Source organism: Rhizobium sp. BR 314, assembly GCF_047445805.1.
Classification (GTDB): domain Bacteria; phylum Pseudomonadota; class Alphaproteobacteria; order Rhizobiales; family Rhizobiaceae; genus Rhizobium; species Rhizobium lusitanum_B.
In genome coordinates this window covers 1-26,041 of sequence record NZ_JARWLA010000009.1, presented here as the reverse complement: position 1 = coordinate 26,041, position 26,041 = coordinate 1, and the positions used below count along the sequence as shown (strand labels likewise).

The window sequence follows — 26,041 nt, the reverse complement described above, 5'->3', positions numbered from 1 at the left end:
AATGACCAAGACTGTTCTGTGTTACGGCGACTCGCTGACATGGGGCTACAGCGCCGAGACGGTCGGCCGTCATGTCTATGAAGATCGGTGGCCGAGCGTGCTGCAAAAGGCGCTCGGCAACCAGGTACGCGTGATCCCGGAAGGATTGAACGGCCGCACGACCGCTTTCGACGATCATCTCGCCGACTGCGATCGCAACGGCGCGAGGATTTTGCCGACGATCCTGCAGAGCCACAATCCCCTAGATCTTGTGATCATCCTGCTCGGCACGAATGACATGAAGCCGGTTGTTGCCGGCTCGGCATTCGCTGCTCTGCAGGGCATCAGCCGGCTGGTTCAGCTTGTGCGCAATCACGCCTGGGGGTTCGACTATGAGGTGCCGGATATCCTCATCGTCGCCCCGCCGGCGATCTCCGAGACCGCCAATGCCGCTTTCGCGGCGAGCTATCTCGGCGCAGTCAAGGAATCGAGCAAGCTGCCGACGCTCTATAGCGATCTGGCCGACGAACTGGGCTGCGGCTTCTTCGATGCCAATACAGTTGCCGTCACCACGCCGCTCGACGGCGTACATCTCGATGCGGAAAATACCCGAGCTCTTGGTCGCGGCCTCGAGCCGATCGTGCGGATGATGCTCGGTCTCTGATACAGTTAAGGCGCCGGCTTCGATCCGCCGCCACCAATAAGGCAGGAAACACATGGCTGAGAATTACGACGTCATTATCATCGGCTCCGGTCCCGGCGGTTATGTCGCCGCCGTGCGCGCCGGCCAGCTTGGCCTGAAGACCGCGATCGTCGAGCGCGAGCACCTGGGCGGCATCTGCCTCAACTGGGGTTGCATCCCCACAAAGGCGCTGCTCCGTTCTGCTGAGATCCTCGATCATTCCAACCATCTCAAGGATTACGGCCTCGTTCTCGAAGGCAAGGTGAGTGCTGATGTGAAGGCGGTCGTCGCCCGCTCGCGCGGCGTTTCCGCCCGCCTCAACACCGGCGTCGGCTTCCTGATGAAGAAGAACAAAGTCGACGTCATCTGGGGCGAAGCCAAGATCACCAAGCCCGGCGAAATCGTCGTCAGCAAGTCGACCAAGCCGGTCGTCGAGCCGCAGCATCCGGTGCCGAAGAATGTCAAGGGCGAGGGTACCTACACCGCCAAGCACATCATCGTGGCGACTGGCGCACGTCCGCGCGCTCTGCCCGGCATCGAGCCGGATGGTAAGCTGATCTGGACCTATTTCGAGGCGCTGAAGCCGGACTTCCTGCCGAAGTCGCTGCTCGTCATGGGCTCGGGCGCGATCGGCATCGAATTCGCAAGCTTCTATCGCTCGATGGGCGTCGACGTCACCGTCGTCGAAGTCATGCCGACGATCATGCCGGTCGAGGATGCCGAAATCTCCGGAATCGCCCGCAAGCAGCTTGAGAAGCGCGGCCTGAAGATCTTCACCAAGGCGAAGGTCATCAAGGTCGACAAGGCTGCCAACAGCGTTACCGCCCATGTCGAAACCGAAGACGGCAAGGTTCAGCAGATCGTTGCCGACCGCATGATCTCGGCCGTCGGCGTGCAGGGCAACATCGAAAACCTCGGCCTCGAGGCGCTGGGCGTGAAGACCGACCGCGGTTGCGTCGTCATCGACGGTTACGGCAAGACCAACGTACCGGGCATCTATGCCATCGGCGACGTTGCCGGTCCGCCGATGCTGGCTCATAAGGCCGAGCATGAGGGTGTCGTCTGCATCGAGAAGATTGCCGGCCTGCCGAACGTTCACCCGACGGACAAGAGCAAGGTCCCGGGTTGCACCTATTGCCATCCGCAGGTCGCTTCAGTCGGCCTGACGGAAGCCAAGGCCAAGGAACTCGGCCGCGACATCCGCGTTGGCCGCTTCTCCTTTGTTGCCAACGGCAAGGCGATCGCGCTCGGTGAGGATCAGGGCCTCTGCAAGGTCATCTTCGACAAGAAGACCGGCGAATTGCTGGGCGCACACATGGTCGGCGCAGAAGTGACCGAACTCATTCAGGGCTTCGTCGTCGCCATGAACCTGGAGACGACCGAAGAAGAGCTGATGCACACGATCTTCCCGCATCCGACCGTTTCGGAAACGATGAAGGAAGCTGTGCTCGATGCCTATGGCCGAGTGCTGAACGCTTGATAATTTCCTGCCATGCCCTTTATCCGAAGGGTGGAAAACAGGAAGGGAAATCAACATGTCTATAGCTGCGCAAGGTTGGGTCGTCTTTCTTCTCATCGGTCTGGTCGCGGGGTTTCTCGCGAGCCTGATCGTCGGTGGCGGCGGCCTCATCAGTTGTCTGGTGAGCGGCGTGATCGGCGCTTTTGTGGGCGGTTTCCTGTTCAACTATTTCGGGATCTCGCTCGGCATTGAAAATGCGCTGGTGGTGGAAATCATCCATGCCACCGTCGGCGCGATCGTCGTGGTGCTGCTGGCGAGATTGATCGTGTAGCGCATTATCGGTAAGAGGCAGCGCGGCGTTCGGCAGAATTGTCCTGAGTTGCGCTTGAAACGAGGGTTTGATGGAAAGCGTTGGTTGGCTGGGTCTGATCATCATCGGGGGTCTTGCGGGATGGCTCGCTGGCAAGCTGATGGATACGCGCTATGGCATCATTCTCAACATCATCCTCGGTATTGCCGGCTCGGTAGTCGCTACAGGGCTTTTGGTGGCCCTGCATGTTGGCGTACCGGGCGGCCGGCTCGGCTTTTTCATCACCGGTTTCATCGGTGCATGCATTCTGATATTCCTCGCCAAAGTCGCACGGCGATGAAGGGCCGCATTTGAGCGGCGGAAAGTAGACGTTTCATGGTCACCATTCTCGACACGATCAACTCGGAAGCCAAGCGCGTACGACACCCGGAGAAGGCGCATCGGCCGGATACCGAAGTTCTGCGCAAGCCGGACTGGATCCGCGTGAAGGCGCCGACCTCGAAGGGCTATGCCGAAACGCGTTCGATCGTGAAGGAGCACAAGCTCGTCACGGTCTGTGAAGAGGCCGGCTGCCCGAATATCGGTGAGTGCTGGGACAAGAAGCACGCCACCTTCATGATCATGGGCGAGATCTGTACGCGCGCCTGCGCCTTCTGCAACGTCGCGACCGGCAAGCCGAACGCGCTCGACATGGCCGAGCCGGGAAATGTGGCGAAAGCCGTCAAGGAGATGGGCCTCAGCCACGTCGTCATCACCTCGGTCGACCGCGATGACCTGGAAGATGGCGGTGCCGAGCATTTCGAGAAGGTGATTTGGGCGATCCGCGCCGCTTCGCCGGGGACCACGATCGAAATCCTGACGCCGGACTTCCTGAAGAAGCCGGGCGCTCTGGAGCGCGTCGTCGCCGCCAAGCCCGACGTCTTCAACCACAATATGGAAACCGTGCCTGGCAATTACCTCACGGTACGCCCCGGTGCACGCTACTTCCATTCGGTTCGCCTGCTGCAGCGGGTGAAGGAACTGGACCCCACCATGTTCACCAAGTCGGGCATCATGGTCGGCCTCGGTGAAGAGCGTAACGAAGTCCTGCAGCTGATGGATGACCTGCGCACCGCCGACGTCGACTTCCTGACCATCGGCCAGTATCTGCAGCCGACGCGCAAGCATCATCAGGTCATGAGTTTCGTCACGCCAGAAGAGTTCAAGTCCTATGAGACTGTGGCTTACACCAAGGGTTTCCTCATGGTGTCATCGAGCCCGCTGACGCGCTCCTCGCATCATGCAGGTGACGATTTCGAGCGCCTGCGCGCCGCTCGCGCCAAGAAGCTGATGCTGGCAGCAGAGTAAGCCGAAAACCATCCAGCTTTATCTTTTGAAGGAACCGCGGCGATTGTGCCGCGGTTTTTGTTCGCGCCGTCATGTCTTCGTCATGTGAGCGGCTTAGGGAACACGCCGCCGTTTGTGATCGATGTCGGCGCTTTAGATGAGACTATGGAGCTGGACCGTGGAGCAGACTGTTGCGCCGCAGGCGCTTTCCCATGCCGTTGATCTTGAAGAGGCTGCTACCCTTATTAGACGGGCGAATCGCATTCTCGTCATGGGTTGCTCCGGTGGCGGGAAATCGACTCTATCACAGAAGATCGCCACTCGTTTCGGCCTAACCTATGTCTCCATCGATCGCGACGTCCTGTGGCTGCCCGGCTGGGTGCAGCGCGATAAGGAAGAGCAACGCGCTATCATCGTCGCCAAGGTTCAGGAAGAGCGATGGATCCTGGACGGCACCAACCCGTCGACATTTGATGTGCGCCTGCCGCGCACCGATTTCGTCATTTGGGTGCGGATGCCGCGTCTGCTATGTGTCTGGGGTGCAATCTCCCGCTGGATCAAGTGGATGGGCCGCACGCGCCCTGAAATGGCGCCGGGCTGTATCGAGAAAGTTGACTGGGAATTTCTGCATTTCATCTGGACATTTGAAGAGAAATTCTCGCCCAAAGTTATTGCCGGCCTCGCGCAGCATGGCCCGAACGTGCCCGTTTTACAGCTGAAATCCCGCGGCGAAATGCGTCAGCTTCTTGATCTTCTTGGCCGTCCTGCTTAATTGCGGCTCATGCCTCAGTTCGAAACTCATCGCCCCGTTCCGCATTCCCCCGACCAGATGTTCGATCTCGTAGCCGACGTCGAGCGCTATCCGGAATTCCTGCCGCTTTGCGAGGCGCTCATGATCCGCAATCGCAAGGAGCGTGACGGCAAGATCCTGCTGGTTGCCGATATGACCGTCGGTTACAAGGCGATCCGCGAGACCTTCACGACGCAGGTGCTGCTGAACAAGGCTGAACGGGCCATCGATGTGAAATATATCGATGGCCCGTTCAAATATCTCGACAATCGCTGGCGTTTCCAACCGTCGGAAAATGGCGGTAGCGTCATCGATTTCTTCATCGATTACGAGTTCAAGAGCCGCATTCTCGGCGCCTTGATGGGGTCGATGTTCGACCGGGCCTTCCGCATGTTCACGGATGCCTTCGAGACGCGTGCCAACAAGATCTATGTCTGATGCCGCGTCCGGTCACTGACCGAGCGTAACGAGCATCTCCAGCGCCGTTTTCAAGGTGGCCAGCCGAACCTGATCGCGGCCGATATCGCCATAGCGCATTTCATGATGAATGAGTTTGTCATTGCGTGCCTTGGCGGCGAGGTGGACGAGCCCGACAGGCTTTTCCGCAGAGCCGCCGCCAGGCCCGGCGACGCCGGTGACTGCCACGGCAAAATCGGCCCGCGAGCGGAAGAGGGCGCCATGCACCATCTGCAGCGCTGTTTCCTTCGAAACCGCGCCGAATTGCGCCAGCGTCTGCTCCTGGACGCCGAGCATCTCCATCTTCGCGATGTTGGTATAGGTCACGAAGCCGCGATCGACGACAGCGGAGGAGCCGGGGATCTCCGTCAGTGCGCCGGCGATCAGGCCGCCGGTGCAGGATTCAGCTGTGGCGACCATCCAGCCCCTGGCTGTGAAGTCGGTGACGATCTTCTGAGCGAGAGCGATAATCTCATCGGGAAAATGCATTAAGCCTTACCTCCGCGATAGACGACGGTCGCGGTCGCGATGGCTGCAATGCCCTCGCGGCGACCGATGAAGCCGATCTTTTCGTTTGTCGTTGCCTTGACCGAGCAGCGATCGATGCTGATGCCGAGAAATTCGGAAAGCTTGGCCCGCATGACATCGCGGTGCGGCCCGACCTTCGGCGCCTCGGCGATCAGCGAGACGTCCGCGTTCATGATGGTGCCGCCGCGTTCGCGCACGATCTTTGCCGCATGTTCGATGAAGATGCGGGACGGCGCACCTTTCCATTGCGGATCGGAGGGCGGAAAATGGTCGCCGATATCGCCGGCGCCGCATGTGGCAAGCAGGGCATCCGTAAGGGCATGCAGGGCCACATCGGCATCCGAATGCCCCTTCAGCCGCTGGTCGTGCGGAATAAGGACGCCGCAAAGGGTGACGCCGTCGCCTGGCTCCAGCTGGTGGACGTCATAGCCATTGCCGGTGCGTACGTCAGGCAAAAGTCCGGCGGTCAGCTTTTCATCGGCCATGGCGATATCCCTCTTGATCGTCAGTTTCACATTATCCGCGCTGCCGGTCACCAATGTCACCGGCAGGTTACACCATTCGGCGATTGCTGCATCGTCGGTGAAATCGCTTTTGCCGTCGGCCGCTGCTTTCTCATGCGCGGCAAGAATATCGGTAAAGCGGAACGACTGCGGCGTTTGCGCAGCGTGAAGTCCGTCGCGAGGCACGGTCTCGGCCACCAAGCCACTCGCGTTGCCACGCTTCAGCGTGTCGCTGACCGGCATGGCGGGCAGCACGGCCGGCGCGCCAGCTGCAAGGGCCGCTGTGACGCGATCCAGCAGATCATGATCGAAGAAGGGGCGCACGGCGTCGTGGATCATCACATGCGTCACGCCGCTGTCCTTCAAATGCCTTAGCCCGGCAAGCACGGACTGCTGGCGCGTCGCGCCGCCAAAGGCGATCTCGATCTCAGGCATTTCGGCGACTTGGCCCAGCGCGGAGCGGAGTAGTTTTTCATCATCTCGGTGAATGACGACGACGATCTTCGATGCCTGCGGCCATGTCACGAATCTTTCAAGCGTATGCGCAATAACCGCTTTGCCGCCGATCGGGCGATATTGCTTCGGGCCTTCTTCCGGAGAGCCTGCTCGTTCGCCACGCCCGGCGGCAACGATCACAATTCCCACCGACAACGGTTGCGTTGAATGCATTTGCGTCATAAACCCCCGAAATATGAAAGGCTCGGTCTTCGGCATGGCTTTGAAAAGCGTAAAGCTTTCCTTTGAACAAGCACATGCTAAATAGATCGCCAAAACGGGATCCTGCTTCAGCAGGGTCTATCGCCTCACTCAAGAACTTTCCAGCATTTGCCCAAAAAATATCGAGGCTCCTCGAAACCTCTTGGCAAACTTTTAAAGCGTGTCTAAAAATAGTGCAGATGTATAGTGTGCCCGAAAGATAATCACTTGCTTTCCTCCAAGCTCGCAGCCCCATTTTTCATCGGTCCGGTATCCATCCGTAATCGCGTCATTCTTGCGCCGATGTCGGGTGTGACCGACCTGCCTTTCCGACAGCTCGCTTTGCGTTACGGCGCGGGCCTTGTCGTCACGGAAATGGTGGCGAGTCGCGAGCTCGTACAGGATACGGCAGAGTCCTGGGCGCGCCTGAAGAGCGCCGGATTGAAGCCGCATATGGTGCAGTTGGCCGGCCGGGAGGCCTATTGGATGGCCGAGGCGGCCAAGATCGCGGCCGACAACGGCGCCGACATCATCGATATCAATATGGGCTGCCCCGCCAAGAAGGTCATTGGCGGCTATTCCGGTTCGGCATTGATGCGCGATCCCGATCATGCGCTGACTTTGATCGAAGCGACAGTCGGCGCGGTGAACATTCCCGTGACCTTGAAGATGCGCCTTGGCTGGGATGAGAATTCCATCAATGCGCCTCATATCGCGCGTCGTGCGGAGGAGGCTGGCATTCAGCTCGTCACTATCCATGGTCGCACGCGCATGCAGTTCTATGAGGGTAGGGCGGATTGGGATGCGATCCACGCGGTACGCGATGTCGTGTCCATCCCGCTCGTTGCCAATGGCGATGTCGAAACGATCGAAGACGCCGAGGAAATCCTGCGGCGATCCGGCGCCGACGTGGTCATGATCGGCCGTGGTTGCCAAGGCCGCCCATGGCATACAGGCGTTCTTGCTGGTCATCGCGAACCGGGCCGACAGGAGATCATCGAGGTCGCGCTCGAGCATTACCGCATGATGCTGGAGTTCTATGGCGAAGCCGTTGGCATCCGCCATGCCCGCAAGCATCTGGCCTGGTATCTCGATCGCTACGCGCCGGCAACGTCAGGTACCGACAAGGCGAAAATCATGACGTCGAGACAGAGCGGCGAGGTAGCCGCATCGTTCCATGCCGCGCTGCAGGCCGGCGCCGATCTCGCCCAATGCGTCCAGGAGGCTGCATGACTTCGAAATCAAGTTCCGGAGCCGAGGGCGACGCGGCCAATTCGGTAGCCATGGCGGTTCTCAATGCGATCCAGAACCCGGTCATCATGGTTGACGAGGCGGGCCTCATTGCCTTTGCCAACTGGGAGGCTGAAGCATTTTTCGGCGCCAGCGCTTCGCATCTCTCGCGCTATAAGATTTCGACATTCATCCCTTTCGGCAGCCCGCTGCTGGCGCTGATCGACCAAGTTCGCGAGCGCCGTGCGCCGGTCAACGAATATCGTGTCGACCTCAGCTCGCCACGCTTGGGACAGGACAAGCTTGTGGACCTCTATGTCGCCCCGGTGTCGAGCGATACCGGCTCTGTCGTCGTGGTGTTCCAGGAGCGCTCCATGGCCGACAAGATCGACCGGCAATTGACACATCGGGCAGCCGCCCGTTCGGTCACAGGCCTTGCCTCCATGCTGGCGCATGAGATCAAGAACCCGCTGTCTGGCATTCGCGGCGCCGCGCAGCTGCTCGAGCAATCGGTCGAGGATGATGATCGGGCACTGACGCGCCTGATCTGTGACGAAACCGACCGCATCGTGTCACTAGTCGACCGCATGGAAGTTTTCTCCGATGAGCGGCCGGTCGATCGCGTGCCCGTCAACATTCACTCGGTGCTCGATCATGTTAAGGCCGTTGCCAAGGCCGGCTTTGCCCGCAACATCAAGATCTCCGAGAATTACGATCCATCACTGCCGGCGGTTTTTGCGAACCGCGACCAACTTGTGCAAGTCTTCCTCAACCTTGTGAAGAACGCTTCCGAGGCGGTCGGCGACCGTCAGGACGGCGAGATCATGCTGACGACGGCCTATCGCCCCGGGATCAGGTTGTCGGTTGCCGGCACCCGCGAAAAGATCTCATTGCCGCTGGAGTTCTGCGTCATCGACAATGGTCCCGGCGTGCCGCCCGATCTCGTCCCGCATCTCTTCGATCCGTTCATCACAACGAAAACGAACGGAACCGGCCTCGGCCTCGCATTGGTCGCCAAGATCATCGGCGACCACGGCGGTATCGTCGAATGCGATAGCCAGAACCATCGCACTACTTTCCGTGTTTTGATGCCAGCCTCCAAGGGCATCACTTCAGAAGATGCCCCACTTCCGAACTCTACAGGGACTACTCGATGACAGCCACGATCCTTGTCGCCGATGACGATGCGGCCATCCGTACCGTGCTCAATCAGGCCTTGAGCCGCGCAGGTTACGATGTACGCATCACCTCCAACGCCGCTACCCTCTGGCGTTGGGTTTCCTCCGGCGAAGGCGACCTCGTTGTAACCGACGTCGTCATGCCCGACGAAAATGCATTCGACCTGCTACCGCGCATCAAGAAGGCGAGACCGGATCTGCCGGTTCTGGTCATGAGTGCGCAGAATACCTTCATGACCGCGATCAAGGCATCCGAAAAAGGTGCGTATGATTATCTGCCGAAGCCGTTCGATCTGACGGAGCTGATCGCGATCGTCGGCCGCGCTCTCGCCGAGCCCAAGCGGAAGCCGACGAAGATCGATGACGACGTGCAGGACGGCATGCCGCTCGTCGGCCGCTCGGCGGCGATGCAGGAAATCTATCGCGTGCTCGCGCGCCTGATGCAGACCGATCTAACGCTGATGATCACTGGCGAATCCGGCACGGGCAAGGAGCTGGTGGCGCGCGCCCTGCACGATTACGGCAAGCGCCGCAATGGCCCGTTCGTCGCCATCAATATGGCTGCGATCCCACGCGATCTGATTGAGTCCGAACTGTTCGGCCACGAGAAAGGTGCCTTCACCGGCGCTCAGGCCCGCTCCACGGGACGTTTCGAGCAGGCCGAGGGTGGCACGCTGTTCCTCGATGAAATCGGCGATATGCCGATGGATGCGCAGACCCGCCTGCTGCGCGTTCTGCAGCAGGGCGAGTACACGACCGTCGGCGGCCGCACGCCGATCCGCACCGACGTGCGCATCGTCGCCGCCACCAACAAGGATCTGAAGCAGGCGATCAACCAGGGCCTCTTCCGCGAAGATCTCTATTATCGCCTCAATGTCGTGCCGCTGCGGCTACCGCCGCTGCGCGATCGTGCCGAGGATATCCCCGATCTCGTCCGCCATTTCATACAGCAGGCCGAAAAGGAAGGCCTTGGTTCCAAGCGTTTCGATCAGGAGGCGCTGGAGCTCATGAAGGCCTATCCCTGGCCGGGCAACGTTCGCGAACTGGAAAATCTCATTCGCCGTCTGATGGCGCTCTATCCGCAAGATGTCATCACCAAGGAGATCATCGATGCGGAACTGCGCGCCGACGTGCCCGACAGCCCGATCGAGAAAGGCCCGGTCCGCACTGGCACCATGACCATCGCGCAGGCCGTCGAAGAAAACATGCGGACCTATTTCTCGAGCTTCGGCGACAATCTTCCACCGCCCGGCCTCTACGACCGCGTCCTGACGGAAATGGAGTATCCGTTGATCCTCGCCGCGCTTACTGCCACGCGCGGCAATCAGATCAAGGCTGCCGATCTGCTGGGACTGAACCGCAATACGCTGCGCAAAAAGATCAGAGAACTGGGAGTTTCGGTTTACAGGAGCTCCCGAACGGCTTGACAACGCAAGCATATGCGTTGCATTTTCGCCACAATGCGTTGCTTAAAGGTCACGCAGCAGATTCGTCGTTCTTGCGATGATGATTCATCTGGCGTTTTTCCATTGAGATGGGACTTCGTGCGATTTTTCAATGTGTTGCAGAGATGATTTGAGTTAATGGTTTCGCTTTCTGGCGAAACCGGATGACGGTTTCGGCCTAGCCTGTCGCTTGTGCTTTAGCCGAATTGGTGGGGCGCGGATCGGCAAGGCTGCCAATCGTCGTTCGGGCGTGGAGATGATGGGAATGATCAAGGACGCGGTGTCGCCGGCGGCGAGCGACGAGGCGGCTGTCAAGGTGACAGACCGTCGTGCTTCCTTCGCCCTACCTGGCCTTGTTCTGGCCGGCGGCGCGCTTCTGTGCGCGATCGCCACGCTGCTGATGCTTCTCGGCCTGACGCCGGTTGCCCCGACGTCTTCGGTCGTCTTTACCTCCGTCGTCATCAACGGCCTGTTCGTATTCGGATTGATCGCACTCATCGTGCGCGAAGTCGCACGGCTGATGAAGGCACGTAGCCGAGGCCGCGCGGCGGCGCGTCTGCATATCCGCATCGTTGCACTTTTCTCCATCGTGGCGATCACGCCGGCCATTCTGGTCGCCATCGTCGCAAGCCTCACCCTGAATATCGGTCTCGATCGCTGGTTCGGCGTGCGCACGCAGCAGATCATCAGCTCCTCGCAGAATGTCGCTCAAGCCTATCTGATGGAGAACGCCAGCTACCTGCAGGGGCAGACGGTGTCGATGGCGAACGATCTAGAGCGCAATCGTTCGCTTTACAGCCTCGATCGCACCGGCTTTGCCGATCTGATGACGCGCCAGGCCCGCGGGCGCGGCTTGCTCGGCGCTTTCCTCGTGCGTCGTGACGGCACCGCCATCGTCCAGGCCGAAATCAAGACAGAACGGCCGCTCCCGGCGATCCCGAAAGATGCGCTGGATTCATCGGCCAATGGTCAGCCGACGCTCATTCCGCCCGGCGTGACCAATCTCGTCGGTGCGGTCATCAAGCTCGACGAAATCCCTGGCTCCTTCCTCTATACGGTGCGTGCCGTCGATCCGCGCGTGATGAACGCCATGCGGATGGTGGAGGATAACACCGCTGAATACAAGGCGATGGAAGAGGGGCGTATGTCCCTGCAGATCGCCTTTGCGGTTCTCTATATCGGCTTTGCGCTGATCGTGCTTTTGGCCGCGATCTGGACTGCAATCGCTATCGCCGACCGTATCGTACGGCCGATCCGTCTTCTCATCAGTGCCGCGGACAATGTTGCCTCCGGCAACATGAACGTGTTGGTCCCGGTGCGCTCGGCAGATGGCGACGTTGGCAGCCTGTCGCGCACCTTCAACAAGATGATCTCGGAAATTCGTACGCAGCGCGATGAAATCCTCGAAGCCAAGGACGAGGTCGATGACCGTCGCCGCTTTATCGAGGCGGTGCTGTCGGGCGTAACGGCGGCTGTGATCGGTGTCGAGCACGATCGCCGCATCGCGATCGTCAATATTTCCGCAGAAGATCTGCTGGGACTGACGAGCGACGAACTCGTCGGCCAGAACCTGGCGGAAATCGCACCCGAGGTCGAGCAGGTCGTCACCGAGGCGACGACGCGCCATCGAAACGATTTCCGCAAGCAGATCAGCCTGGTGCGCGGTGGTACGGTGCGGACGCTGAGTGTTCAGGTGACGCGGGAGGAATCGCGCGATGCCAATGAATCCTATGTCATTACCCTCGACGACATCACCGATCTGGTCATTGCGCAGCGTTCGACCGCCTGGGCAGATGTCGCGCGCCGCATCGCCCATGAAATCAAGAACCCGCTGACGCCGATCCAGCTTTCCGCCGAACGTATCCGCCGGCGTTTCGGCAAGAACATCGCCGAAGCCGATCGACCGGTCTTCGATCAGTGCACAGATACGATTATCCGGCAGGTGGGTGATATCGGCCGCATGGTCGATGAGTTCTCCTCGTTTGCCCGCATGCCTAAGCCGACGATGGAGCCTAGCGATCTGCGCGATATCCTGCGTGACTCGGTGTTCCTGCGCGAAATGGGCAACAACCACGTCAAGTTCGAACGAGAGCTGGGTGACGAGCGGCTCGAGGGCATGTTCGATGCCCGCATGCTTGGCCAGGCCTTCGGCAATCTCATCAAGAATGCCGTCGAGGCAATCGAGGGTGTGCCAAGCGACGAGGCGCGCGATCAGCCGAAAGTTCTGGTGCGCGCATCTCTGGATCAGGATCGCGATCGCTTTACCGTCGACATCATCGACAATGGCCGCGGCCTGCCGGTGGAGAACCGTCACAGCATTCTCGAACCTTATATGACGATGCGGGACAAGGGCACGGGCCTCGGTCTCGCCATCGTCAAGAAGATCATTGAAGACCATGGTGGGCAGCTGGAGCTCCACGATGCCCCCGCCGATTTCGACCAGGGCAGGGGAGCCATGATCCGCGTGCATTTGCCACGCCGTGAGCAGGCTACCGTCGCCCAGACAGCAAGCGATAAGGAAAGCGTCTATGGCATCTGATATTCTCGTAGTCGACGACGAGGAAGACATTCGCGAAATCGTTTCGGGAATTCTTTCGGATGAGGGGCACGAAACCCGCACGGCACATGATAGCGACAGCGCTCTTGCCGCCATTTCGGATCGAGCGCCGAGGCTGATCTTCCTCGATATCTGGATGCAGGGCAGCAAGCTCGACGGCCTCGCGCTGCTGGACGAGATCAGGGCGCGTCATCCGGAATTGCCCGTGGTCATGATTTCCGGTCACGGCAATATCGAGACGGCCGTCTCTGCCATCAAGCGCGGCGCGTTCGACTTCATTGAAAAGCCCTTCAAGGCTGATCGGTTGATCCTGATTGCCGAGCGCGCGCTGGAAAACTCAAAGCTGAAGCGAGAGGTTTCAGAGCTGAAGCGCCGCACCGGCGATGCGGTGGAATTGATCGGCACGTCGGTTGCCGTCTCGCAACTGCGCCAGACGATCGACAAGGTGGCGCCGACCAACAGCCGCGTCATGATCTTCGGCCCCTCCGGCTCCGGCAAGGAGCTGGTGGCCCGGATGATCCACAAGAAATCGACCCGCGCCAACGGTCCTTTCGTTGCGCTAAATGCAGCAGCGATTACACCGGAGCGCATGGAAATCGCGCTCTTCGGCACGGAAGGTTCTCCGGGGCAGGCGCGCAAGATCGGCGCCCTGGAAGAGGCTCATCGCGGCATCCTCTATCTCGATGAAGTCGGTGAAATGCCGCGCGAGACGCAGAACAAGATCCTGCGCGTGCTGGTCGATCAGCAGTTCGAGCGCGTCGGCGGCTCGAAGCGGGTGAAGGTGGATGTGCGCATCATTTCGTCCACGGCCTATAATCTGGAAAGCCACATTGCCGAGGGCCTGTTCCGCGAAGATCTCTATCATCGCCTGGCCGTTGTCCCGGTTCGCGTTCCGGCACTTGCCGAACGACGCGAGGACATTCCGTTCCTCGTCGACCAGCTCATGCGCCAGATCTCCGAACAGGCCGGCATTCGTCCGCGCCGGATCGGCGATGACGCCATGGCGGTGCTGCAGGCGCATGACTGGCCGGGCAATATCCGCCAGTTGCGCAACAATATCGAGCGGCTGATGATCCTGGCGCGCTCGGATGGAGCCGATACGCCGATCACCGCCGAAATGCTGCCGACCGACCTTGGCGATATGCTGCCGAAGGTTTCCGCCAAGAACGACTATCACATCATGACCTTGCCGCTGCGTGAAGCGCGCGAAATGTTCGAGCGCGATTATCTCATCGCCCAGATCAACCGCTTCGGCGGCAACATCTCGCGCACGGCGGAATTTGTCGGCATGGAACGTTCGGCGCTGCATCGCAAGCTGAAGTCACTAGGGGTCTGAGCGGCTACCGGGCGCTTCGGAATATACGGAATTTTGATCAGGGGCTTCCATGCCGAGAATAGCTTATGTGAACGGCCGCTACGTCAATCATAGCGATGCAACGGTGCATATCGAGGATCGCGGCTATCAGTTTGCCGATGGCGTCTACGAGGTTTGCGAGGTGCGTCATGGCGTGATCGTCGATCTGACGCGCCATCTCGATCGGCTCAACCGCTCGCTGAGCGAACTGCGCATCGCCTGGCCGATGGCACGCGCGGCGCTCGTTCTCGTGATTCGCGAGACGCTGCGTCGCAACCACGTCCGCAACGGCCTGTTTTATCTGCAGGTCACCCGCGGCGTTGCCCGGCGCGATCATGTTTTCCCGCCGGCCAGCACGCCATCTTCGATCGTCGTCACCGCCAAGAGCACGGACCAGTCCGTCATCGCGAAGAAGAACGCAAACGGTATCAAGGCGATCACCGTCCGTGACAACCGCTGGGATCGCGTCGATATCAAGTCGGTCGGCCTGTTGCCGAACGCGATGGCCCGCCAGCAAGCGAAGGAAGCCGGCGCGCACGAAGCGATCTATATCGACCACAACGGCATGGTGAAGGAAGGGGCTGCCACCAACGTCTGGATTATGGATCATGACGGAAATCTAGTAACGCGTCCGGCCGAACACGGCATTCTGCGCGGCATCACCCGCGCGACCCTGATGGATGTCGCGGCCAAGCTCGACGTGACGATTGTGGAGCGATTCTTCTCCGTCGAGGAGATGATGAAGGCGCGCGAAGTTTTCATCACGGCGGCGACAAGCATATGTTTTCCGGTCGTTTCCATCGACGGCGAAACCATTGCCAACGGCCATCCGGGCAGCATGTCACAGAAAATTCGCGAAGCCTTTTTCGACGTTGCGGAAAAGACTGCGATTTGATACCAACATGCGCTGGGTAGGAGAGAATGAGGGCATCTCCAGTCCCGGGGTCTCTGTATATCATGATATTTCACCGACTTAGGTCGGCAAAAAAGAAAGAAGCGGCGCGATGGCGGAACGTTCTCAGAACTTGCAGGACTTGTTTCTCAATACTGTTCGCAAGCAAAAGATTTCACTGACAATTTTTTTGATTAACGGTGTGAAGCTCACAGGTGTCGTGACCTCGTTCGACAATTTCTGTGTTCTGCTCCGCCGCGATGGCCATTCGCAGCTCGTTTACAAGCATGCGATCTCGACGATCATGCCGGGTCAGCCCATGCAGATGTTCGAGAGCGAAGAAGCCGCATCCTAACCAGGACTTTCTACTATCACGACACGCGATACCAAAAATGATTCCCTCATCCCGGAGACCGTAAAGCACCGGGATGACATGCGCGCTGTTGTCGTCGTGCCTGTGCTCAAACAGGCGCGTGCGGCGCGCTCCGCTCAGGCCGATAGCGCCATCTCCGTCTCGCGCCCGTCCGAAAGCCGGCTGGAAGAGGCCAAGGGTCTTGCGCTCGCCATCGACCTTGAGGTCGTCAACGGCTCGATTGTCCCGATCAACGATCCGCGGCCGGCGACCTTGCTCGGCACCGGAAAGATCGAAGAAATTCTTGCGCTGCTCGACGAATTCAACGCCGGGCTTGTCATCGTCGATCATCCCCTGACGCCGGTGCAGCAGCGCAATCTCGAGAAAGCATGGAACGCCAAGGTCATCGACCGTACCGGCCTCATTCTTGAAATTTTCGGACGCCGCGCCTCCACCAAGGAAGGTACGCTGCAGGTCGAGCTTGCGCATCTGAACTATCAGAAGGGCCGTCTGGTTCGAAGCTGGACCCACCTTGAGCGCCAGCGTGGTGGCGCAGGTTTCATGGGTGGTCCCGGTGAAACGCAGATCGAGGCTGACAGACGCATGCTGCAGGAGCGGATTATCCGGCTAGAGCGAGAGCTCGAGCAGGTCGTCCGAACTCGTCAGCTGCATCGCGCCAAGCGCCGGAAGGTGCCGCATCCGATCGTTGCGCTGGTCGGCTATACCAATGCCGGCAAGTCGACGCTGTTCAACCGCATTACCGGCGCCGGCGTTCTGGCGGAAGACATGCTATTCGCGACGCTCGACCCGACGCTGCGTCGCATGAAGCTGCCGCATGGGCGCACCGTCATCCTTTCCGATACCGTCGGTTTCATTTCCGATCTGCCGACTCACCTCGTGGCGGCGTTTCGTGCGACGCTGGAAGAGGTGCTGGAAGCCGACCTCATCCTCCATGTGCGCGATCTCTCGGATGACGACAACCAGGCCCAGAGCGCCGATGTCATGCGCATTCTTGGCGATCTCGGCATCGGCGAGGCCGAAGGCGCAGAGCGCATTCTCGAGGTCTGGAACAAAATCGATCGCCTGGAGCCGGAAGCACACGATGCCATCGTTCAGAAGGCATCGACGACGGAAAACGTCCTTGCCGTTTCTGCGAAGAGCGGCGAGGGTGTCGATGGCCTGATGGATGAAATCAGCCGTCGTCTCTCCGGCGTTTTGACGGAAACGACCATCACGTTGCCTGTCGAAAAGCTGGCGCTGCTACCCTGGCTCTACAATCACGCCATCGTCGATAACCGCGAGGATAACGAGGACGGCACGGTGACGCTTGAAGTGCGCCTGACGGAAACCGAGGCAGTCGAACTGGAGCGGCGCATGGGCAACGGCCCGAAGCCGCAGCGCGAGGACTGGGAGTAGGCAGCCTTACGCCGTCTTGACGCTCGTCAGCTGCCGTTCGATAGCCTTGGCCGACTGCCAGATTTCCTCCATGCGCTCCAGCGAGGCGCCCTCGAGTGTCTCGCCTTCGGCCTCAAGTGTCGTTTCGATGTGATGGAAGCGGCGGCGGAACTTGGTGTTCGTGCCGCGTAGGGCCTGCTCCGGATCGGCATTCACATGGCGGCCGATATTGACGACAGCGAAGATCAGGTCGCCAAGTTCATCGCTGACTTTTGTTTTGTCGCCACTCGCGAGCGCTACCCGTAGCTCGCCGATCTCCTCCTCGATCTTGTCGAGGATCGGTTCCGGCGCCGACCAGTCGAAGCCGACCTTGGCTGCGCGCTCCTGCAGCTTCAAAGCTTCGGTCAGGGCAGGGAAGGTGCGTTGCACCGAGCCCAGGAAGCCGGCCTTGAAATCCTCGGTAATCCCGCTCCTGGCGCGGCGTTCGGCCCGCTCGCGCTTTTCCTCCGCCTTGATCCGATCCCATTGCAGCGTCACCGCATCTTCGGTCTTGGCATGGGAGATGGCAAAGACATGCGGATGGCGGCGGATCATCTTGCGGGTGATGGCATGCACGACGTCGCCGAAGGAAAAGGCTCCGGCCTCTTCGGCGATCCGGGCATGGAATACGACCTGAAGCAGGAGATCGCCGAGCTCGTCGCAAAGATCGTCATTATCCTTGCGCTCGATCGCATCCGCAACCTCATAGGCCTCCTCGATCGTATAGGGCTTGATGGTCTCGAAAGTCTGGACGATATCCCAAGGGCAACCGCTCTCGGGATTTCGCAGCGCCTCCATAATGTCGATCAGACGGGAAATGTCTCGCGATGCTTCCATCGGTGCCTCGGGTCTTGCTCTATCAGTTTAGGGGGATGTCGTTGTCGCTCTTCGACGCTTGGTAGCTGTCGGACAGTTCGGCATAGGCCGCCTTGATACGCGCCGTCTGCCCCTTCAGTGCACCTTTGCATGGATCCGCTTCCGTCTCGACAAGATCGGAAATCGCAAAGCTGTTCCAGAACGCATTGCTTCGGCGATAGCCGCCCGGTTCCAGACCGAAGACTTCTTTCAGGATCTTGAGATCATGCGGGATTGCAAAGGCATCCCGGGAATCCTCGTGGCTGAAGAAATAATAGAAATTGTCGAAACCAGCCCAGGTGATGGCCGACATGCACATGGTGCAGGGTTCGTGGGTCGACAGGAATATCAGATCCTTGGTCGCCGGCTTCTCGCCCAGTTCGTAAAAGCGCTTCAGCGCGTGCACTTCTCCATGCCAGAGCGGATTTTCCAACTCGTTGTTGGTTTCGGCAATCACAAGGGAGAGGTCGGATTTGCGCAGGATGGCCGCTCCGAAAACCTTGTTTCCTGCCGCCACCCCTTCTCGGGTCAGCGGCAGTATGTCATGTTCGACGACGTCGAGAAGGCGGGCTGCGATCGTGTTGTCCGACAAGGAAATGCTCCGGAAAATTTCGTTCAATCTAGCGGGATTACCCGTCGGGCGGAATGCGCAAAAGACAATAGGGCACCGTTTGCCACAGGCAATGAAATCGCCGAGGGTTACAGTGATTTCTAAAAGTCTATAGATTTCCTGTATTTAAATCAATCTGCTCGCCCGGTGAGTTTTGCTCAAATCCTTGCCATGTCGAGCAAAAGAATACGCTCATGCAGGGGCATTAGAATTTCTGTTTCTTCAATCTCTTGGCCGCTGAGGCGATATTCAGCGAACTTCGAATTGGAATGACGATGCCTCCCAGGACTGAACAGCTTTCGGTGTTTCCCGCCTTCTTCCGTATCGACGGAAGGGTTGCGGCCGTCTTTGGCGATGGTGACGAAGCCTTTGCCAAGGCTAGATTGCTGATGAACACCCGGGCAAAGATCGTTTCCTATGTTCAGGCGCCGGAGGCTGATTACCACGCATTCCTCATCGCCAATAGCATCGAGGCGGTACGTGGTGCGTTCTCCTCGCATCAAGTCAAAGGCGCGACGCTTGTTTTCGCCGCCACCGGTGATGCAGAGGCGGATCGCCGGATCGTCGACGCGGCTCGTGCCGAGCGAATTCCCGCAAATGCCGTCGATCAGCCTGACTATTGCGATTTCTATACGCCGGCACTCGTCAACCGCGCGCCCGTGGCTGTTGCCATCGGCACGGAAGGCGCCGGTCCGGTGCTGGCGCAGATGATTCGGGCGCAGATCGATCAGATGCTGTCGCCTTCGCTCGGCAAGCTTGCGGAACTGGCGACGCGCTTCCGCAAGCCGGTCGAGCATCTCGTGCCGCGCGGCGTAGCGCGCCGTGTCTTCTGGCGTCGCTTCTTCTCCGGACCGGTTGCTGACGCCGTCAACGCCGGCCATCTTTCGCAGGCCGAGCAGGCAGCCGGTCAGCTGTTGCGGTCATCCGGTGATGTCCAGGGTCGCGTCTGGCTGGTCGGCGCAGGTCCTGGCGCCGAAGACCTGCTGACGCTGCGGGCTCAGCGCGTGATGATGGAAGCCGATGTCATCGTCTATGATGCGCTCGTGCCGCAGGCGATCGTCGATATGGGCCGCCGTGACGCCGAGCGCCTGTCGGTCGGTAAGCGCAAGGGATGCCGTAGCAAGTCGCAGGAAGAGATCAACGATCTGCTGGTGCAGCTCGGCCGTGAAGGCAAGCGCGTGGTGCGGCTGAAGTCGGGTGATCCGCTGGTCTACGGCCGCGCGGGCGAGGAAATGGCAGCTCTGCGTGCCGCCGGCATCGGCTATGAGATTGTCCCCGGCATCACATCCGCTTTCGCTGCCGCTGCCGATTTCGAATTGCCGTTGACGCTGCGCGGCGTCGCCTCGTCGTTGGTCTTCACCACGGGTCACGATCTCACAGGCGATGTTCTGCCCGATTGGGCAAGCCTGGCCGTGTCGGGTGCGACGATCGCCGTCTATATGGGGCGCACCGTGGCCGCTTCTGTTGCCGGCCGCCTGATGCAAGCCGGGCTGCCGCCGGAAACGACCGTCGCCATTATCGAGAACGCCAGCCGTCGTGACCGCCGGCTGATGCATGGTATATTGCGGGATCTTCCAGACCTCGAGCACCGCGAGGAATTGAGCGGGCCGGTCATGGTTATTATCGGCGATGCCGTCGCCGGTGCGAATTTTGAACAATCCGAGCCGCTGGTCCGTCGTGAGACCGTCGCTCATGACTATGCAAGGAGCTGATTGATGGTCGACAAGGTTCTGACCGCAAACCGGCTCACCGATGGCGTCGCCGTTTGGCTGAACGCGAATGGTGAGTGGGCGACATCGCTGCAGGAGGCGCTGGTTGCACGCCACGCCGAAGCCGAAGCCTCACTGGAAGCGATCGGCAAGCAGGCCTATGCCGACAACAAGGTCGTCGACGTCAATCTCGTCGACGTTCGAGAAACCGATGGCAAGCTCTGGCCTCTGCGCCTGCGCGAGCGCATTCGTGCCGAAGGCCCCACGATGGAATATGCGCCGGGTTACGCCGCCGCCGATCCCGAATTCATTGCAGTCTGAGAAGTCCCGAGGAAATCATGTATCGTTACGACGAATTCGACCATGCCTTTGTCGCGGAACGTGTCGCACAGTTCCGCGATCAGGTGGAGCGACGCCTCTCGGGTGAGCTTTCCGAAGATGCCTTCAAGCCACTGCGCTTGATGAACGGGGTCTATCTGCAGCTGCATGCCTATATGCTGCGCATCGCCATTCCCTACGGCACGCTGAGCTCGCGCCAGATGCGCATGCTCGCCCATGTCGCGCGCACGTACGACCGCGGCTATGGCCACTTCACGACACGGCAGAACCTGCAATTCAACTGGCCGAAACTCTCCGAGATGCCAGACGCTCTGGCCGACCTCGCTTCCGTCGAAATGCACGCGATCCAGACCTCGGGCAACTGCATTCGCAACGTGACGGCAGACCATTTTGCCGGGGCTGCGGCCGATGAAGTCGCCGATCCCAGACCCTATGCCGAAATCCTGCGGCAGTGGTCTTCCGTTCACCCGGAATTCTCCTTCCTGCCACGCAAGTTCAAGATCGCCGTCACCGGCGCCGAGCGCGACCGCGCCGCGATCCAGGTGCACGACATCGGTCTGCATCTGAAGAAGAATGAAAAAGGCGGGATTGGCTTTGCCGTTTACGTCGGGGGCGGGCAGGGCCGCACGCCGCTGGTCGCCAAGCTGATCCGCGATTTCTTGCCGGAGGAGGATCTCCTCTCCTACACGACCGCAATCATGCGCGTTTACAATCTGCATGGCCGCCGCGACAACAAGTACAAGGCGCGCATCAAGATTCTCGTCCATGAAATCGGCGCCGAAGAACTGGCGCGCCAGGTCGAGCTCGAGTTTGACAAGCTCAAGGACACAGAACTGAAGCTGCCTGAAGCCGACGTTCAGGCGATTGCGGCCTATTTCGAGCCGCCGGCGCTGCCTGAGCGCGCCGAAGGCTGGGAAAGCCTTGCTCGCTGGAAGAAGGCGGATGCCGCCTTCGCCCGTTGGGTACAACAGAACGTCCAGCCACACAGGAACCCCGACTACGGCATGGTGACGATTTCGCTGAAGCCGATCGGCGGCATTCCGGGCGATGCTACGGATGTGCAGATGGATGCTGTGGCCGACATCGCCGAAGAATATGCCTTCGATGAAATCCGCGTCAGTCACGAGCAGAACCTCATCTTGCCGCATGTGGCGCTTGCCGATCTCGAAGCGGTTTATCGCGGGCTGGTCGCCATTGGCCTCGAAACGGCGAATGCTGGCCTCATTACCGATATCATCGCCTGTCCCGGCCTCGACTATTGCGCTCTCGCTAATGCCCGTTCGATCCCGGTTGCGCAGGAAATTTCCACGCGCTTCGGCTCGCCGGAACGTCAGGCTGAAATCGGCGAGCTGAAGATCAAGATTTCCGGCTGCATCAATGCCTGCGGCCACCATCACGTCGGCCATATCGGCTTGTTGGGCGTCGAGAAGAAGGGGGCCGAGCTCTACCAGATCACGCTCGGCGGTTCCGGCGACGAGCATACGTCGATTGGCGAAATCATCGGCCGCGGCTTCGAGCCCGACAAGGTGACCGATGCCATCGAGACGATCGTCGATACTTATCTCGGCTTGCGTCTGGACCCATCAGAGATTTTCCTCGACGCCTATCGCCGTGTCGGACCGCAGCCGTTCAAGGAGGCACTCTACGGCTCGTCTTCGGCAGCGGAAGCAGCGTAAGGAGAGATGATTATGACGAAGATCTGGCGGGAAACCGGTTTTGTCGAAAGCGATCCGTGGGTGATCGAAACGGATGAGGTGAAGGCAACGGAGACGCAAAAGCCGCTGCTTGGCCTCGATGCCCTCATCGCAAAGGCGGAAGACAGCAATGAGCCTGGCCTTGGTGTGGTCATAAAGCCGGCAGACGATGTAACGAGGCTTCAGCCATATCTTGATCGCCTCGCGATCGTGGCCGTTGCGTTTCCGGCCTTCAACGATGGCCGTGCCTTCAGCCACGCTTCGCTGCTACGCCAGCGCCTTGGTTATGCGAGCGAATTGCGGGCAGTCGGCGATGTGCTGATCGATCAGATTCCATTGATGCTGCGCGTAGGCATTGATAGTTTCGCAGTTACCAACGAAACGGCTTTGAAGCGGCTGTCGGAAAACCGTCTTCCCGGTATTCCGCACTATTATCAGCCAACGGCACGCCGCGCTGAGGGCGGGCAGGCCTATAGCTGGCGGCGACTGCCGGCAAAATCGGCCTAATGTCGATGGCTTGCGGCAATTTGACAGCCTCGGATTGCCGTATTCAGGCCTTTCGTTATATGTAATGTCGGCGATCTGGAATCTTGACTGGAATATACATATTTCAGTCCCATGCAGCCGGATGGAATGGAATGCCTTCCAAAACCGGCTATATTATAATATCAGCATCGCGTAATGAGCCTGCCAGGAAAGACGTGTAAGATTAATACGGGATCCGAGACAGAATGAACGCCCCCGCCAAATCAGATGAATTTGCTTCAGCAGTTCCCGCCGGCGTTTTCGCCGAGAAGGTGCTGAGCGTCACACACTATACCGACCGGCTCTTTCGCTTTACCATGACGAGGCCGCAAGGCTTCCGCTTCCGTTCGGGCGAGTTTGCCATGATCGGCCTGATGGTTGACGGTAAACCACTTTATCGCGCCTATTCGATCGCAAGCCCCGCCTGGGCCGACGAGCTCGAGTTCTTTTCCATTAAGGTGCCGGACGGTCCGCTGACCTCGCATCTGCAGAACATCAAGCCCGGCGACGAGGTTTTGATGCGCAAGAAGCCGACGGGCACGCTGGTGCTCGACGCGCTGACGCCGGGCAAGCGGCTCTATATGTTTTCGACGGGCACCGGCATTGCACCTTTCGCAAGCCTGATCCGCGATCCCGAGACCTATGAAAAGTTCGAGGAAGTCATCCTCACCCATACGACACGTGATGTCGCCGAGCTTAAATATGGCTTCGATCTAGTCGAGGAAATCCGCAACGACGAGCTGCTCAGCGAAGTTGTCGGCGACAAGTTGCGCCATTACGCAACCGCCACCCGCGAGGATTTCCCCTTCACGGGTCGTATCACCGACCTCATCGAGAACGGCAAGCTCTTCAGCGATCTCGGCGTACCCATGCTCGACATCGCAACCGACCGCGGCATGATCTGCGGCTCTTCTGCGATGCTGAAGGACACGAAGGATCTGCTCGAAAAGGCAGGCCTCACCGAAGGTGCGAACAGCAAGCCGGCCGAGTTTGTGATCGAACGGGCCTTCGTCGGTTAGGCTGGCACAGACAATCGGAAAGAGAGGGCGGCTTCGGAAACGAGGCCGCCCCTTTCATAGGCCGCTCAGGTGGTCGAGCAGCGCCGCCATCGCCGAGCGAGCGTTTTCCGCGTCACCCGCTCGAATAGCTTCGATAGCCTGAACATGCATCGCGATGGAATGGTCCATGCGATCGGACGTGCCGGTTGAATACCAGAGCCGACGCGCATGCGTCTGTACAGGTCCAAGGGCTGCCGTAATGAAGTTGTTGGGGCAGGCGTCCTCAAGAATCTCGTCGAATGTCTTGTCGGCAGCAAAGAAGCCGGGCAGGTCGCCAGTCACAGAACATTCTGCCATCCGATGGGCGCATATCTGCAGTGCCTCGCGTTGCTCTTCTCTGGCGTGCACGGCGGCTAGCGCCGCCGCAATCGGTTCCAGTTCTCGCCGGACTTGCATGACGTGGCGATGATCGTCGGGACGGATCTCCGAGATCTGCAGGCCGACGCGCGGCCGCACATGGATCAATCCCTGCCAGGCAAGTTTCTGGATCGCCTCGCGCACCGGCGTGCGTCCTTGACCTGCCATCTCGATCAGCTGCTTTTCGGTAACAAATGCACCAGGCTCAAGGGCAAGCGTCACGATCTGATGCTCGAGCGCCAGATAGGCGAGGTGGCTAAGCGAATTCTGCATGCGTTGAGTCCAAGCGGGTCGATATAGCACACAGTGTCATCTCGCGCCGCCGAAGGCAATCTATCGTGATATATCAGAATAGGCGCGCAGCGCACAGATTCCGTCATTGCAACAATCTGCCGAACTGGCAGATGGGGTATCCTCCATCTGCCACTTGCTTTACCTACGGGCAATCCTGGAATTGGCGCTCAGCGCGCTAGGAGAGGTAAGGTACCTTCCGCTTGGCGGCCATCAACAGGTCCAGTTCGGTAGCAGAAGGGCCGAACTTATAAAACAGGCGTTCGGCTTCATCGTCGTCGAGGCGGTATTTTCGAGCAAATTCGGCGATGCTGTAGGGGCGACCGCGAACGACTTTGCGCGCCGGTATCCGATTGGTGTTTTCCGTCATCTTCCAACCTCCTTTTCGGCTCCATCTCCATAAATAGGGCCGAGGACGGAGTTGAAAAGGCCTTTGGCGTGCGGACTTCAAACGAATGCAACAAAAAAGGGAAGACGGTGTCCGTCTTCCCTTCTCCTCATCCCTAAGGTGGGGTCTTGCCCCGATGCGCCGTTATCTCCTGATCAAGCGCCCGATGAAGATCAGGATGCAGGCGCCGATAAAGCCGGTAATCAGGTAGTTCAGCCAGGCGTGGAACGGCAGCCCGATATGGAGAACGCCAAACAGCCAGCTGGCGACAAGAGCGCCAACAATGCCGAGGATGATGTTCATGACAATGCCTGTGTTGCTCTTCATGATCATCTCGGCGAACCAGCCTGCCAGGCCGCCAATGATAATTGCTGCAATCCAACCGACGTGTGCGTCTTCCATAAAAGAACCTCCTGAGGACCCGACGGGTTGTTAACAATAACCGATATACACCAAAAACGATTCGCACCCCAAATCATTGCAGAACGAACGAACCTATCCTTCGATTGCAACCGTCATTATTGAGGGAAGTTGTTACGATTGTTCCGGCTGGACAAAGCTGCATTGTCGTTGCGCGTTGTTTTCCCCATAGATTCGAATCTCAGGCTCATGCCTCGTTTCCCGCTGAATTTGCGGGAAACGGCCGCATTCGACTGTCTGGAGATGAGGAAAAGCATCTCGGAGCCACCAAAACCGCAATTTTATGGGTTGACCGCAATGGGGCGTCTGCATATGTTCCGCGCACTTCCAGCCGGGGCGGAAATGCCCGCGGAGAGGGAGAGCGTAGCTCAGTCGGTAGAGCAACTGACTTTTAATCAGTAGGTCATGGGTTCGAATCCCATCGCTCTCACCATCGGCAGATTTGTCTAGCCCGGAGAGATAGGTAACAAAACGTACCTAACACATGGGTGACAACCTCGTGCCGAACGGATTGTCGATGGTTTGCAAGGACCTCTGCTCCAGGTCGATATATCCGAGATCATAGAGCATGAAGCTGACGAGCCAAATACCGTCGTCGACCTCCTTGATTCCCAGTTTCTGTCC

Annotated in this window: 27 protein-coding genes and 1 tRNA gene; 21 read left to right on the top strand and 7 right to left on the bottom strand. The window is 59.3% G+C overall.

Annotation, left to right across the window (positions count from 1 at the left end; all coding sequences use genetic code 11):
• Position 1: 1 nt before the first annotated feature.
• From QD461_RS14170 to QD461_RS14140, 7 genes are all read left to right on the top strand, one after another.
• Positions 2 to 643, top strand: a complete 642-nt coding sequence (locus tag QD461_RS14170; protein WP_414088330.1) for an SGNH/GDSL hydrolase family protein — start codon at positions 2 to 4, stop codon at positions 641 to 643.
• Positions 644 to 695: 52 nt separating this feature from the next.
• Entirely contained in the window at positions 696 to 2,141 is a 1,446-nt protein-coding gene (lpdA, locus tag QD461_RS14165; RefSeq protein ID WP_414088329.1) for a dihydrolipoyl dehydrogenase, read from the top strand.
• A 55-nt stretch (positions 2,142 to 2,196) separates the two neighbouring features.
• On the top strand, positions 2,197 to 2,451 hold the full coding sequence (locus tag QD461_RS14160) for a GlsB/YeaQ/YmgE family stress response membrane protein (RefSeq protein WP_414088328.1): 255 nt from the start codon (positions 2,197 to 2,199) through the stop codon (positions 2,449 to 2,451).
• Between the two features lie 70 nt (positions 2,452 to 2,521).
• Positions 2,522 to 2,770 (top strand): GlsB/YeaQ/YmgE family stress response membrane protein, encoded by a 249-nt coding sequence (locus QD461_RS14155; protein ID WP_414088327.1) that lies wholly within the window; start codon positions 2,522 to 2,524, stop codon positions 2,768 to 2,770.
• Between the two features lie 35 nt (positions 2,771 to 2,805).
• Positions 2,806 to 3,777 (top strand): lipoyl synthase, encoded by a 972-nt coding sequence (gene lipA / locus QD461_RS14150; protein WP_414088326.1) that lies wholly within the window; start codon positions 2,806 to 2,808, stop codon positions 3,775 to 3,777.
• Positions 3,778 to 3,934: 157 nt separating this feature from the next.
• Positions 3,935 to 4,528: an AAA family ATPase gene (locus QD461_RS14145; protein WP_414088325.1), complete on the top strand. Its 594-nt coding sequence runs from the start codon at positions 3,935 to 3,937 to the stop codon at positions 4,526 to 4,528.
• A 9-nt stretch (positions 4,529 to 4,537) separates the two neighbouring features.
• Entirely contained in the window at positions 4,538 to 4,984 is a 447-nt protein-coding gene (locus QD461_RS14140; protein ID WP_414088324.1) for a type II toxin-antitoxin system RatA family toxin, read from the top strand.
• Positions 4,985 to 4,996: 12 nt separating this feature from the next.
• Here the strand turns inward: QD461_RS14140 and QD461_RS14135 are convergent, their stop codons facing one another.
• A complete protein-coding gene (locus QD461_RS14135) occupies positions 4,997 to 5,491 on the bottom strand; it encodes a CinA family protein (protein ID WP_414088323.1) in 495 nt (164 codons plus the stop codon).
• Positions 5,491 to 6,711 (bottom strand): bifunctional 2-C-methyl-D-erythritol 4-phosphate cytidylyltransferase/2-C-methyl-D-erythritol 2,4-cyclodiphosphate synthase, encoded by a 1,221-nt coding sequence (locus QD461_RS14130; protein ID WP_414088322.1) that lies wholly within the window; start codon positions 6,709 to 6,711, stop codon positions 5,491 to 5,493. Before QD461_RS14130 ends, QD461_RS14135 begins: the two co-directional genes overlap by 1 nt.
• Positions 6,712 to 6,936: 225 nt before the next feature.
• On the opposite strand from QD461_RS14130, the gene dusB reads away from it, so the two are divergent.
• The 8 genes from dusB (at position 6,937) to hflX (ending at position 17,153) form a co-directional block, all read left to right on the top strand.
• Entirely contained in the window at positions 6,937 to 7,962 is a 1,026-nt protein-coding gene (gene dusB / locus QD461_RS14125; RefSeq protein ID WP_414088321.1) for a tRNA dihydrouridine synthase DusB, read from the top strand.
• Complete coding sequence (locus tag QD461_RS14120; RefSeq protein ID WP_414088320.1) at positions 7,959 to 9,116, top strand: two-component system sensor histidine kinase NtrB; 1,158 nt, start codon at positions 7,959 to 7,961, stop codon at positions 9,114 to 9,116. Before dusB ends, QD461_RS14120 begins: the two co-directional genes overlap by 4 nt.
• Complete coding sequence (ntrC, locus tag QD461_RS14115; RefSeq protein ID WP_184708442.1) at positions 9,113 to 10,564, top strand: nitrogen regulation protein NR(I); 1,452 nt, start codon at positions 9,113 to 9,115, stop codon at positions 10,562 to 10,564. Before QD461_RS14120 ends, ntrC begins: the two co-directional genes overlap by 4 nt.
• A 283-nt stretch (positions 10,565 to 10,847) precedes the next feature.
• Positions 10,848 to 13,121 carry an ATP-binding protein gene (locus QD461_RS14110; RefSeq protein WP_414088319.1) on the top strand — a complete coding sequence of 758 codons (2,274 nt, stop codon included), beginning with the start codon at positions 10,848 to 10,850 and terminating at the stop codon, positions 13,119 to 13,121.
• The gene (locus QD461_RS14105; protein ID WP_184708438.1) at positions 13,111 to 14,475 is read left to right on the top strand and encodes a sigma-54-dependent transcriptional regulator; all 1,365 of its coding nucleotides are present in this window, start codon (positions 13,111 to 13,113) and stop codon (positions 14,473 to 14,475) included. Before QD461_RS14110 ends, QD461_RS14105 begins: the two co-directional genes overlap by 11 nt.
• 49 nt (positions 14,476 to 14,524) lie before the next feature.
• Positions 14,525 to 15,388, top strand: a complete 864-nt coding sequence (locus QD461_RS14100; protein WP_414088318.1) for a D-amino-acid transaminase — start codon at positions 14,525 to 14,527, stop codon at positions 15,386 to 15,388.
• Positions 15,389 to 15,497: 109 nt separating this feature from the next.
• Positions 15,498 to 15,740, top strand: coding sequence for an RNA chaperone Hfq (hfq, locus tag QD461_RS14095; protein ID WP_003539403.1), 243 nt, complete (start codon positions 15,498 to 15,500; stop codon positions 15,738 to 15,740).
• A gap of 78 nt (positions 15,741 to 15,818) precedes the next feature.
• A complete protein-coding gene (gene hflX, locus QD461_RS14090; protein ID WP_414088317.1) occupies positions 15,819 to 17,153 on the top strand; it encodes a GTPase HflX in 1,335 nt (444 codons plus the stop codon).
• 6 nt (positions 17,154 to 17,159) lie between these two features.
• Here hflX and mazG read toward each other — a convergent pair whose 3' ends face one another.
• Together mazG and QD461_RS14080 are read right to left on the bottom strand one after the other, a co-directional pair.
• Positions 17,160 to 18,008, bottom strand: coding sequence for a nucleoside triphosphate pyrophosphohydrolase (gene mazG, locus QD461_RS14085; RefSeq protein ID WP_414088316.1), 849 nt, complete (start codon positions 18,006 to 18,008; stop codon positions 17,160 to 17,162).
• 22 nt (positions 18,009 to 18,030) lie between these two features.
• Complete coding sequence (locus QD461_RS14080; protein WP_414088315.1) at positions 18,031 to 18,618, bottom strand: deaminase; 588 nt, start codon at positions 18,616 to 18,618, stop codon at positions 18,031 to 18,033.
• Between the two features lie 287 nt (positions 18,619 to 18,905).
• On the opposite strand from QD461_RS14080, the gene cysG reads away from it, so the two are divergent.
• From cysG to QD461_RS14055, 5 genes are all read left to right on the top strand, one after another.
• The gene (cysG, locus tag QD461_RS14075) at positions 18,906 to 20,348 is read left to right on the top strand and encodes a siroheme synthase CysG (RefSeq protein WP_414088314.1); all 1,443 of its coding nucleotides are present in this window, start codon (positions 18,906 to 18,908) and stop codon (positions 20,346 to 20,348) included.
• Positions 20,349 to 20,351: 3 nt separating this feature from the next.
• Positions 20,352 to 20,666, top strand: a complete 315-nt coding sequence (locus tag QD461_RS14070; RefSeq protein WP_184708427.1) for a DUF2849 domain-containing protein — start codon at positions 20,352 to 20,354, stop codon at positions 20,664 to 20,666.
• Positions 20,667 to 20,683: 17 nt separating this feature from the next.
• Positions 20,684 to 22,360 carry a nitrite/sulfite reductase gene (locus QD461_RS14065; protein ID WP_414088313.1) on the top strand — a complete coding sequence of 559 codons (1,677 nt, stop codon included), beginning with the start codon at positions 20,684 to 20,686 and terminating at the stop codon, positions 22,358 to 22,360.
• A 12-nt stretch (positions 22,361 to 22,372) separates the two neighbouring features.
• The gene (locus QD461_RS14060) at positions 22,373 to 22,885 is read left to right on the top strand and encodes a DUF934 domain-containing protein (protein ID WP_184708423.1); all 513 of its coding nucleotides are present in this window, start codon (positions 22,373 to 22,375) and stop codon (positions 22,883 to 22,885) included.
• A gap of 224 nt (positions 22,886 to 23,109) precedes the next feature.
• Positions 23,110 to 23,922: a ferredoxin--NADP reductase gene (locus tag QD461_RS14055; protein ID WP_414088312.1), complete on the top strand. Its 813-nt coding sequence runs from the start codon at positions 23,110 to 23,112 to the stop codon at positions 23,920 to 23,922.
• 54 nt (positions 23,923 to 23,976) lie between these two features.
• Here the strand turns inward: QD461_RS14055 and QD461_RS14050 are convergent, their stop codons facing one another.
• The 3 genes from QD461_RS14050 to QD461_RS14040 form a co-directional block, all read right to left on the bottom strand.
• Positions 23,977 to 24,591: a GntR family transcriptional regulator gene (locus QD461_RS14050; RefSeq protein ID WP_184708419.1), complete on the bottom strand. Its 615-nt coding sequence runs from the start codon at positions 24,589 to 24,591 to the stop codon at positions 23,977 to 23,979.
• A 196-nt stretch (positions 24,592 to 24,787) separates the two neighbouring features.
• On the bottom strand, positions 24,788 to 24,979 hold the full coding sequence (locus QD461_RS14045) for a hypothetical protein (RefSeq protein ID WP_184708417.1): 192 nt from the start codon (positions 24,977 to 24,979) through the stop codon (positions 24,788 to 24,790).
• A 162-nt stretch (positions 24,980 to 25,141) separates the two neighbouring features.
• Complete coding sequence (locus tag QD461_RS14040; RefSeq protein WP_184708414.1) at positions 25,142 to 25,399, bottom strand: GlsB/YeaQ/YmgE family stress response membrane protein; 258 nt, start codon at positions 25,397 to 25,399, stop codon at positions 25,142 to 25,144.
• A 375-nt stretch (positions 25,400 to 25,774) separates the two neighbouring features.
• On the opposite strand from QD461_RS14040, the gene QD461_RS14035 reads away from it, so the two are divergent.
• Positions 25,775 to 25,850 (top strand) — tRNA-Lys (locus QD461_RS14035).
• Positions 25,851 to 26,041 lie beyond the last annotated feature (191 nt).

Coding starts and splice junctions, on each gene's coding strand:
- QD461_RS14170 (WP_414088330.1), top strand. CDS start 2: ATGACCAAGACTGTTCTGTGTTACGGCGACTCGCTGACATGGGGCTAC.
- lpdA (WP_414088329.1), top strand. CDS start 696: ATGGCTGAGAATTACGACGTCATTATCATCGGCTCCGGTCCCGGCGGT.
- QD461_RS14160 (WP_414088328.1), top strand. CDS start 2,197: ATGTCTATAGCTGCGCAAGGTTGGGTCGTCTTTCTTCTCATCGGTCTG.
- QD461_RS14155 (WP_414088327.1), top strand. CDS start 2,522: ATGGAAAGCGTTGGTTGGCTGGGTCTGATCATCATCGGGGGTCTTGCG.
- lipA (WP_414088326.1), top strand. CDS start 2,806: ATGGTCACCATTCTCGACACGATCAACTCGGAAGCCAAGCGCGTACGA.
- QD461_RS14140 (WP_414088324.1), top strand. CDS start 4,538: ATGCCTCAGTTCGAAACTCATCGCCCCGTTCCGCATTCCCCCGACCAG.
- QD461_RS14135 (WP_414088323.1), bottom strand. CDS start 5,491: ATGCATTTTCCCGATGAGATTATCGCTCTCGCTCAGAAGATCGTCACC.
- QD461_RS14130 (WP_414088322.1), bottom strand. CDS start 6,711: ATGACGCAAATGCATTCAACGCAACCGTTGTCGGTGGGAATTGTGATC.
- QD461_RS14120 (WP_414088320.1), top strand. CDS start 7,959: ATGACTTCGAAATCAAGTTCCGGAGCCGAGGGCGACGCGGCCAATTCG.
- ntrC (WP_184708442.1), top strand. CDS start 9,113: ATGACAGCCACGATCCTTGTCGCCGATGACGATGCGGCCATCCGTACC.
- QD461_RS14110 (WP_414088319.1), top strand. CDS start 10,848: ATGATCAAGGACGCGGTGTCGCCGGCGGCGAGCGACGAGGCGGCTGTC.
- QD461_RS14105 (WP_184708438.1), top strand. CDS start 13,111: ATGGCATCTGATATTCTCGTAGTCGACGACGAGGAAGACATTCGCGAA.
- QD461_RS14100 (WP_414088318.1), top strand. CDS start 14,525: ATGCCGAGAATAGCTTATGTGAACGGCCGCTACGTCAATCATAGCGAT.
- hfq (WP_003539403.1), top strand. CDS start 15,498: ATGGCGGAACGTTCTCAGAACTTGCAGGACTTGTTTCTCAATACTGTT.
- hflX (WP_414088317.1), top strand. CDS start 15,819: ATGCGCGCTGTTGTCGTCGTGCCTGTGCTCAAACAGGCGCGTGCGGCG.
- mazG (WP_414088316.1), bottom strand. CDS start 18,008: ATGGAAGCATCGCGAGACATTTCCCGTCTGATCGACATTATGGAGGCG.
- cysG (WP_414088314.1), top strand. CDS start 18,906: ATGACGATGCCTCCCAGGACTGAACAGCTTTCGGTGTTTCCCGCCTTC.
- QD461_RS14070 (WP_184708427.1), top strand. CDS start 20,352: ATGGTCGACAAGGTTCTGACCGCAAACCGGCTCACCGATGGCGTCGCC.
- QD461_RS14065 (WP_414088313.1), top strand. CDS start 20,684: ATGTATCGTTACGACGAATTCGACCATGCCTTTGTCGCGGAACGTGTC.
- QD461_RS14060 (WP_184708423.1), top strand. CDS start 22,373: ATGACGAAGATCTGGCGGGAAACCGGTTTTGTCGAAAGCGATCCGTGG.
- QD461_RS14055 (WP_414088312.1), top strand. CDS start 23,110: ATGAACGCCCCCGCCAAATCAGATGAATTTGCTTCAGCAGTTCCCGCC.
- QD461_RS14050 (WP_184708419.1), bottom strand. CDS start 24,591: ATGCAGAATTCGCTTAGCCACCTCGCCTATCTGGCGCTCGAGCATCAG.
- QD461_RS14045 (WP_184708417.1), bottom strand. CDS start 24,979: ATGACGGAAAACACCAATCGGATACCGGCGCGCAAAGTCGTTCGCGGT.
- QD461_RS14040 (WP_184708414.1), bottom strand. CDS start 25,399: ATGGAAGACGCACACGTCGGTTGGATTGCAGCAATTATCATTGGCGGC.